7 protein-coding genes are annotated in these 8,930 nt (G+C 25.9%); all 7 read left to right on the top strand.

Annotation, left to right across the window (positions count from 1 at the left end):
- The first annotated feature begins 102 nt into the window (after positions 1 to 102).
- The 7 genes from KGF52_RS12020 to KGF52_RS11990 all read left to right on the top strand — a co-directional run bounded on the left by KGF52_RS12020 (position 103) and on the right by KGF52_RS11990 (position 8,703).
- The gene (locus KGF52_RS12020) at positions 103 to 603 is read left to right on the top strand and encodes a QueT transporter family protein (RefSeq protein ID WP_227840347.1); all 501 of its coding nucleotides are present in this window, start codon (positions 103 to 105) and stop codon (positions 601 to 603) included.
- 82 nt (positions 604 to 685) lie between these two features.
- On the top strand, positions 686 to 1,654 hold the full coding sequence (locus KGF52_RS12015) for a WYL domain-containing protein (RefSeq protein ID WP_227840348.1): 969 nt from the start codon (positions 686 to 688) through the stop codon (positions 1,652 to 1,654).
- Between the two features lie 49 nt (positions 1,655 to 1,703).
- A complete protein-coding gene (locus KGF52_RS12010; protein WP_227829403.1) occupies positions 1,704 to 2,426 on the top strand; it encodes a cell division protein in 723 nt (240 codons plus the stop codon).
- Positions 2,427 to 2,453: 27 nt separating this feature from the next.
- On the top strand, positions 2,454 to 4,388 hold the full coding sequence (locus KGF52_RS12005) for an AAA family ATPase (protein ID WP_227840346.1): 1,935 nt from the start codon (positions 2,454 to 2,456) through the stop codon (positions 4,386 to 4,388).
- Positions 4,381 to 5,649 (top strand): McrC family protein, encoded by a 1,269-nt coding sequence (locus KGF52_RS12000; protein WP_227840345.1) that lies wholly within the window; start codon positions 4,381 to 4,383, stop codon positions 5,647 to 5,649. Before KGF52_RS12005 ends, KGF52_RS12000 begins: the two co-directional genes overlap by 8 nt.
- A gap of 336 nt (positions 5,650 to 5,985) precedes the next feature.
- Positions 5,986 to 7,026, top strand: a complete 1,041-nt coding sequence (locus tag KGF52_RS11995; protein WP_227829400.1) for a sigma-54 interaction domain-containing protein — start codon at positions 5,986 to 5,988, stop codon at positions 7,024 to 7,026.
- 354 nt (positions 7,027 to 7,380) lie between these two features.
- Positions 7,381 to 8,703, top strand: coding sequence for a uracil-xanthine permease family protein (locus tag KGF52_RS11990; RefSeq protein WP_413894817.1), 1,323 nt, complete (start codon positions 7,381 to 7,383; stop codon positions 8,701 to 8,703).
- Positions 8,704 to 8,930 lie beyond the last annotated feature (227 nt).

Raw genomic sequence — 8,930 nt, 5'->3', positions numbered from 1 at the left:
GTAATTTATTTATTTGAAATTATTGTTTAAGTTTATAAATTTTGTATAAAATAAAATTATGTTATTAATTTTTAGCAATAAAATTTTTACTAGGAGAGGTATATGAGAAGAAATAGTATCAATATAGCAGTAACAGCAGTTGTTACATCAATTTATGCAGTTTTAACTTTATCATTGGGATTTATAAGTTATGGACCAATACAATTTAGGATAGCAGAGATTATGATGCTTCTAGCATTTTTAGATAAGGGATATATAGTAGGTCTTACATTGGGTTGTTTTTTAGCAAATGTAATAGGTCCATATGGTGTACCTGATATAATTTTTGGAACATTTGCCACATTTGTAAGTGCAAGTTTAGTCTATATTACTAGTAAGTTAGGAGGTCAAAATAAGAGCACATTAATTATAGCTTCTATATGGCCTACTATCATAAATGCAATTGTAGTTGGACTAATGCTAAATATATTTTTTGGACTTCCTCTAATATTATCGATGATACAAGTAGGTTTTGGAGAATTTGTAGTAGTAACATTGGTAGGAGTACCATTCTTTTGTTTTTTAATGAAAAAATATGGAAATATCATTGACATTAAGTTTTAGAGTGAAGAACGTTATTTTGTAGATTGAAAATTAGTGTGGATTAAGGATAGTATTATTATAAGGGGGATTTTATTTGTCAAAGATGAAGAGATTAACTGATGTTTGGACATATATTAATGATAGGCAAAAGTTTACAATCAAAGAGTTGTCAGAAAAGTTTAATCTTTCAACTAAAACTATTCAACGATATTTAATAGAATTAAATAAAATGGGACTTCCAATTCAAGCAGAAAAAGGTAGAAATGGAGGTTATAGAGTATTAAACAATAGCTATATACCTCCTGTTATATTTACAGAAAAAGAAGTTATGTCTATAGTTTTTGCATTTAAGTCACTACAAGTTTACAATTTTTCACACATAAAAAAAGAAATTGATTCTATAATTAAAAAAATAAATTATAATCGTGAAAGTAGTGCAAAAATAGGTATAAATAACATTGAAAAATATATTGAGTTTATAGCTAATTATAGAAATATTGATATTAATACTGTAACTAAATTTTTCAAGGCTTCATCAAACTCTTGTGTTTTGAATATTCAATATAAATCTGGAAATCAATTGCTAGAGAAAAAAATATGCCCAATAGGTATATTTTTAAATGAAGGGTTTTGGTTTTCACCAGTGTATGACTATGAAAGTGATAGTATCACAATAATTCGTATAGATAAAGTACTAGAAATTAAAAAAGTAGGAGAATGCAAAAAGGCATGTATGAGTTTGAAAAAATGGCTAGATACAGTATATAGTAAGTTAAATGAAGAGATGGCAATTACTAATAAAACTAGTGAAATTGTCCACTTACATATATCACTCACAAAAGAAGGTATTTCTAAAATAACTAGAAGTTTTTTAGATTTGGATATAGAATTAAATGAAAATGGAAGTGGAACAATTAGTAAACTTATAAAGTATGAAGAAATAGATTGGTGGATATCTACATTATTTTCAATAGGAAAAGATGCTAAAGTTGTAGAACCAAAATTTATGAATAAATTACTTTATGATAAGGCTAAAGAGTTAAAATATTTTTATGAAGAAAATATGATATAATATTTAAAAATGTTAAAATTAAATAATTATTAAGGAGATACATATTATAATGGAAAATGTTAATAAGAATGCTAAGATAATTGGTGTTGGAGTTGAAGGTATTAGTATAATAGATGAAATAGAAGAAAAAGTAAAAATAAATATGGATATAGAAAGAATTACTATGAATCAAGAGGTTGAAAAAGAATATGTTAGAAGTCTTTTAGATGGAGTTGATATATTATTTTTAGCATATTCAACTGAAGATAAACAAAGTCGAGAAGTTATAAAAGCTATTTCATATATGTCTAATGAAAGACGAATTTTATCTATAGGTATAAATTCTTCAGAAGAAGAAAATAAAGATGACTTAGGAATTAATAGAGAATTTAAAGTCAATGAAAATAGTATTTTGAAATTTGTTGATTTGATGAATGTTATGATAGAGTCTATTTCAGATTCTTGTATGATAAATATAGATATAACTGATTTAAAAGAAGCTATTATAAGTGATAAAGGGATTAAGTATTCTCTTGAAGAATTTGAAGATTCAAAACAGCACAGTGAAATAGTAGATATTTTATTTGAAAAGATGGAACATTTTGGTGAAGAATTTATTGGGAAAAAAGGCATAGTTTTTGTTGAAGGAAATAATAAATTTTCACTAGTTGAATTAAATGATTTGATGAACAATATTCAAAATAAGGCAGAAGAAGGCTATGAAATGATATTTTCGTTATACTTAAAAGAAAATTTAGATGGAAAGATTAAAGTGGGAATGTTATATAATTAATGTATTTTAGATATTAAGGAGAAGTATATGTCTGAAAATATAAATGTTACAGAGTATTGGTTAATGGAAGAATTTTTTTATCAAGAGACAGACACACCACAAGTTTTTAAAGAAGAAAGCATAATTGCATTAGGATTTGATATAAAAATAAATTTAAAAAAAGTACTTAATATGGGAAAAAAATCCGAAAAATACATTAATGAGAACTGTAATGACAAAGATTTTATAAAAAAATTTATGTCAGTTAAAAAAGGAGATTATTTTCTATATAGGGCATATCAAAATGTAGAAGGAAAAATTAAGTATAGTGTCCTTATTGGTATTGTTGAAGAAAGTTTTGAAAATGGTTATGAATTAAGTCATATTTTGGGTCATACATTACCTATAAAATGGATGTACACATTTGATACAGTTTTAAATTGTAAAATATATACTAGTGAGTTTTATAAATTAAATAATGAAGATATAAATACATATTTAGACATTATTAAATTACAAGATAATAAATCATTAAAAAAAAGAATAGAAGAAAGTGACAATAATAAATGGTACCTAAAAAACTATTATTATATAGATGTAGATAAGTGCGTAGAGAATGAAGAACTGTTTATTCAACCTACTAGTTTAGAACAATTAGAAAACTTGAAAAATATAAATACAGATGATTATATTCTAGTATATAATAGCGAAAAAGTAATTTACGAAAATGACCATACAATGAAAAGCTTATTTGGTGTTTGTCAAGTTAAAGAAGGTTTTGATAAAGATAAAATAACTACTTCAGAAGGTGGATGTTTTTTACCTGTAGAATGGATAGAAAATGAAAAAGAGAATATTGATGGAAATGCATGGGTTATCTTTGAAAATAATAATTTAGTTGAAAAGTATATAAAAAGATATACTAATAAAATTTCGTTAAATACCATACTCTATGGTCCACCAGGGACTGGTAAAACATATAACGCAAAACAAATAGCTTATAATTTAATAAATGAAACTAGTTTAAAAAATAATGATTGTACAAGTTATGTAGATTATAAAAATAATGTAGAATTTTGTACTTTTCATCAATCATATGGATATGAAGAATTTATAGAAGGTCTCAAGTCTGATGGTGAAGGTAATTTTAAGCCAGAAGATGGTATATTGAAGGACATATTTATAGAAGCATGTTATGATGGGTTGAAACTTGAAAAGAAGTTAAATTTTGAGCTAGAAAAAGATACTTTAACTATAGAAGATATAAAGGCAAGAAAAAAGATGTTGGTGCTTGATAATATAGAAGATGTTGAGAACTTTAATTTTGAAGAATCAGAAAGATATGTTTTAATAATAGATGAAATCAATAGAGGGAATATCTCTAAAATATTTGGCGAATTAATAACATTATTAGAAGATGATAAAAGACTTACTAAATCAAATCAAACTATTGTCAAACTGCCATATTCAAAAGAAAAATTTTCTCTACCTCCAAATTTATATATAATTGGTACTATGAATACATCAGATAAATCCATAGCTCTTTTAGATATAGCTTTGAGAAGAAGATTTGATTTTGAAGAAATTATGCCAGACTATGAATTACTGTCTGTTGCAGATGGAATAGATGTTAAAAATATGCTGTATACAATCAATAAGAGAATAGAGTTTTTATATGATAGAGACCATGTTATTGGACAGGCTTACTTACTAAATGTAGAAAATATTGATGATATAGTAGTCGTATTTAGAAAAAAAATAATACCACTTCTTCAAGAATATTTCTATTATGACTCAGAAAAAGTAGGACTTATTTTAGGTGGTATAGGTAAAAATGAAAAGGATAAATATATTGTTTATAAGGAAGAAATCACAGCATCTAAATTATTTAAAAATAATAATTCATCAATAATGGAAAGTAAAGTTAATTATTATATAAAACGAAATATATCTATTGAGGAGTTAAAAAATATATATGAGTAAAAATATATATGTAAAGGAAACTTATGAATGGATAAAAGTAGGTAATGATGAAAATGAGCTTACAGAAACTGAATATGAAAAATTACTTAAATATTTGGATAATAATAACGATGTATTAAAGAGCAATATAATAGATATCAGATATAAAAAACTGAGATTCATAAATTATGTAGGAGTTATATGTTTTGAAAATGTAATATTGGAGATACTTCCAAAGCTGTCATTAAGTAATAATACTGTAAAAGATAGAGAAATGCTATTACAAATGCTTTCTACATGTAATAAGATTCCAATTATAATAAACGAAAATATAAAATCAAGTTTAAAAAATTATAATCTCATGAATTTTTTTGTTCTGTATTTTATTGAAAGTATGCAAATGCAAATTAAGAGAGGGATTTATTTTGAATATATAAATAAGATAGATAATTCAAATGTTGTAAAAGGTAAGATATTAATAAGTAAATATGCAAGAGAAAAAAATATATCTCCAATGAAAATAAAATGTGAATATGATGAGTATAGCGAAAATAATTTTTTGAATCAAGTTTTAAAAAAGGCATGTATATCTATTTTATGTAGAATAGATGATAATTTAATTCAAAATAAGATAAAAAAAATTTTGAGTTATTTTTATAATGTAGATTTAGCTTATATAAATAGAGAAGAACTATTAGATTACAAATTTTATAAAAATAATGATAGATTTAAAGATTGTTACTCATTGGCCAAACTTATACTTTTAAATTTATCGATGGATAACAGCGAAAATAATCAAGATGCATTTTCTATATTATTTGAAATAAACATTTTATATGAAGAATATATAGGAAACTTAATAAAAAGTATATGGAATAATGAATTTAGAGAAACTTATATACAAGATAAAAGTAAGTTCCTTTTAAAAAATGAACAAACAGGAAAGAAAACTTTTAATTTAAGGCCCGATATAGTTTTATATGATTCAAAATATGAATCTGAAATCATAATTGATACAAAATGGAAAGCTATTGAAGTGGATTCAAATATTTTCTATAGGTCAAGTGATATATATCAGATGTATGCATATATAACATCTTATGAAAATGCAAAAAGATGTATATTATTATATCCTTGTATCAAAAAAGATAAAAATTACAGCTCATGGAGATTGTTGGAGTCATTTAAAGGTAAATTTATAGAAGCAAAAACTGTAAGATTGGATGACATAAAAAATACCATATCTGATTTAAAAAAAATAATTTTTAATTATAAATTTTAAAAATAAGAATTATAAAAATAATAAAAATACATTGTATAAAGTAATAAATAATTTTATAGCATGAAAGAACTATATAAAAGTAATAAATGAAAAGTTTTGGAAATTATTTTAGATATTAAATATGGTACTGTAATTGCTTATTTAATATAGAATGCTTGCAAAATAAAGAAAGTATACCTGTTAAATTAAAATTTAAGTAGGTATACTTTTTATTAAGCTTCATTTGAAAATTAAAATATTATTGTAAAATTATAACTAAGCTTTTCTGTTATGATATAATTAAATAGATAATTTGAATGATGATTATATATAATATTTATTTGGAGTTGATATTTTATGGATAAACACAGTGATTCAGTAATGTATGGTGGAATGGAAGTATACAATATTTGGGGAACAACAACAGTAGACTCTATAATTGGAGAATCTGATGTAATGCTTGCTCTTAAGAATAGAATTTGTAAAATTGGAAATAGTGATTCTACTGTAGCGATAACTGGAGAAAGTGGCACTGGAAAAGAGTTAATAGCAAGAGCCATTCATCTCGCAGGAAACAGAGGGAATAAAACATTCGTTGCTATAAACTGTGCTGCTATACCAGAACCCTTGCTAGAAAGTGAACTTTTTGGGTATACAAAAGGAGCTTTTAGTGGGGCAGATTCAAAAGGTAAAATTGGTAAATTTGAATTAGCTAATGGAGGAGTTGTATTTCTAGATGAGATAGGGGATATGCCAATTCAATTACAATCAAAGCTTTTGAGAGTGTTACAGGAAAAGAAGTTTACAAGAATAGGTTCAAATGAATTAATGGATATAGATGTTAGAATTATATCAGCTACTAATAGAGATTTATTTGAGTTGGTTAAAGAAAATAAATTTAGAGAAGACTTATATTATAGATTAAATGTAATACCTCTAGAAGTGCCTCCTCTTAGAGAAAGGGGAGATGATATACAAATATTAATAAATAATTTTATAGATAAATATTCAAGGAAAATGAAGAAAAATGTATACCATATAGAGCCAGATGTAGAACATATGCTACTTAAATATCCGTGGCCAGGAAATATAAGAGAATTAGAAAACACTATAGAATTAGCTTTAAATCTTCTTGAGGAAGATGGGATAATACATAAGGGTATAATAAATAGAAAGATACTTGAATATTTTAAGTTAAACAAAATAAATATAAAGTTGCTTGAGGAAAGTGACTATGAGATAAATATGGAACAAGATATACTTACCCTTGAAGAATTTGAGAGAGCATATATAAAAAAGGTATTAAAGTTTTATGGAAATGATACTAAATCTAAAAAGTTAGCTGCTAAAAAACTTGGAATATCGCTAGCAACATTGTATAGAAAGATAGATGTATAGTAATTATGCTTTTAATTCTCAATTCTAAAATTTGAAATTATAAAATTGATAAAAATCACTTGAAAAACTATTTTCCAAGTGATTTTTTTGTAATAAGATTTTATTATCCAAAAATAAAAAAAATTTAAAAGAATTTAAAAAAAGAAATGGTTTATCAAATTATCAAATACTAACAAATATAATAAAAATTATATATGTAAAACAATTTTGTTAAAATATTGGCATTATAATTGCTTCATATTAAATTAAGATGGCAAAATAAAAAAAGAAAGGATGTTGTGTGAGATAATAATAACTGTCATTAAAAAATAGTTGGGAGTGATAACCTTGAGTAAATATCAAAAAAGTGTTTCTATGTTTGATATTGATGGAAGGCCACCAATTTTAAAGTGTTTACCACTATCAATGCAACATATACTAGCGATGATAGTTGGAACTGTTACAGTACCTATAGTTGTTGGAGGAGCTGTGGGTGCTAGTGCTACACAAATAACACTTTTAGTGCAATATGCATTAATAATAGCTGGAATATCAACACTTATACAACTATATCCAATAGGAAATATTGGTTCAAGATTGCCTATAATTTTTGGAGTCGGCTTTACTTATGTGCCAACACTCGTAGCAGTCGGAGGAAGTTACGGACTAGCGAGCATCTTGGGTGCACAATTAATAGGGGGAGTAGCTACAGTATTAATAGGAATATTTATAAAAAAGATAAGAAAATTTTTTCCTAATATAGTTGCAGGAACAGTAGTTTTTACAATTGGATTATCTTTATATCCTATAGCAATAAATTATATGGCAGGTGGTGTAAATAGTCCTACTTATGGCTCTATGCAAAATTGGGCAGTAGCAGCTATAACACTAGTGGTAGTTATAGGTCTTAGCCAATTTGCAAAAGGGTATGCAAAATTGGCAGCAATATTTTTAGGAATTATAGTTGGATATTGTGTATCTTTAGTTTTGGGAATAATAAATTTTGACCCTATTAGAGAGGCAGCTTGGTTTGCTATACCTAAGCCACTTGAATTCGGATTGGAATTTGATATACCAGTAGTAATCTCTGTAGTAATTGTAAGTATAATCAATGCTGTTCAAGCAATTGGAGATTTGTCAGCTACTACAATGGGAGGTATGGATAGAAATATAACAGATAAAGAATTGTCAAGTGGAGTAATAGGAAGTGGAATTTGCACTATGATAGGCGCTTTGTTTGGAGGTTTACCACCATCATCATATAGTCAAAATGTAGGTATGGTAGCTATGAACAAAGTAATAAGTAGATTTGTGCTTGGAATAGCTGGTATATTTATGTTATTATCGGGGTTTGTACCTAAGTTTGGTGCATTGATGACAACTATACCATACTCTGTTTTAGGAGGAGCTACAATATCTATATTCAGTATGATAACAATGACAGGTATAAAGTTAATTATTACAGAAGAATTGTCATCAAGGAATATTACTATTGTAGGTTTGGCAATAGCTTTAGGTATGGGAATAACATCAGTTCCAGCAGCACAGGAAGCATTTCCTCCATTTATAAAATTAGTATTTGGAGAATCTCCAATAGTAATTGCGACATTGGTTGCATTTGTTTTAAATCTAATAATGCCAAATAAAAGTCTAGAAGATGAAGCTAAAGAAAGAGCTGTTATGGAAAAGGCTAATTAAAAAATGATAATTTAAAGGGGTTGTTTAAATTATCTTATTATGAGATTGTTAGATTACTTCAGATAGCTATTCATTTTAATAAGAAATTTAATAAAGAGTATACATCAGACATTTAATGTTTAGTCAAAAAGAAAATCGGGGAGGGTATATTTGCACGTTTGTTAATTTTTTATAAAAATAGCTCAGTTTAGCTGTGGTTATCGGTTGAGCAATAAATTCATGGTCAT

It is taken from the genome of Clostridioides sp. ZZV15-6597, assembly GCF_020657815.1.
GTDB lineage: Bacteria > Bacillota > Clostridia > Peptostreptococcales > Peptostreptococcaceae > Clostridioides.
This window is presented reverse-complemented; position numbering and strand designations above follow the sequence as displayed.

Excerpts from the sequence above, each read along its gene's own strand:
- KGF52_RS12020 (WP_227840347.1), top strand. The coding sequence starts at position 103 with ATGAGAAGAAATAGTATCAATATAGCAGTAACAGCAGTTGTTACATCA.
- KGF52_RS12015 (WP_227840348.1), top strand. The coding sequence starts at position 686 with ATGAAGAGATTAACTGATGTTTGGACATATATTAATGATAGGCAAAAG.
- KGF52_RS12010 (WP_227829403.1), top strand. The coding sequence starts at position 1,704 with ATGGAAAATGTTAATAAGAATGCTAAGATAATTGGTGTTGGAGTTGAA.
- KGF52_RS12005 (WP_227840346.1), top strand. The coding sequence starts at position 2,454 with ATGTCTGAAAATATAAATGTTACAGAGTATTGGTTAATGGAAGAATTT.
- KGF52_RS12000 (WP_227840345.1), top strand. The coding sequence starts at position 4,381 with ATGAGTAAAAATATATATGTAAAGGAAACTTATGAATGGATAAAAGTA.
- KGF52_RS11995 (WP_227829400.1), top strand. The coding sequence starts at position 5,986 with ATGGATAAACACAGTGATTCAGTAATGTATGGTGGAATGGAAGTATAC.
- KGF52_RS11990 (WP_413894817.1), top strand. The coding sequence starts at position 7,381 with ATGTTTGATATTGATGGAAGGCCACCAATTTTAAAGTGTTTACCACTA.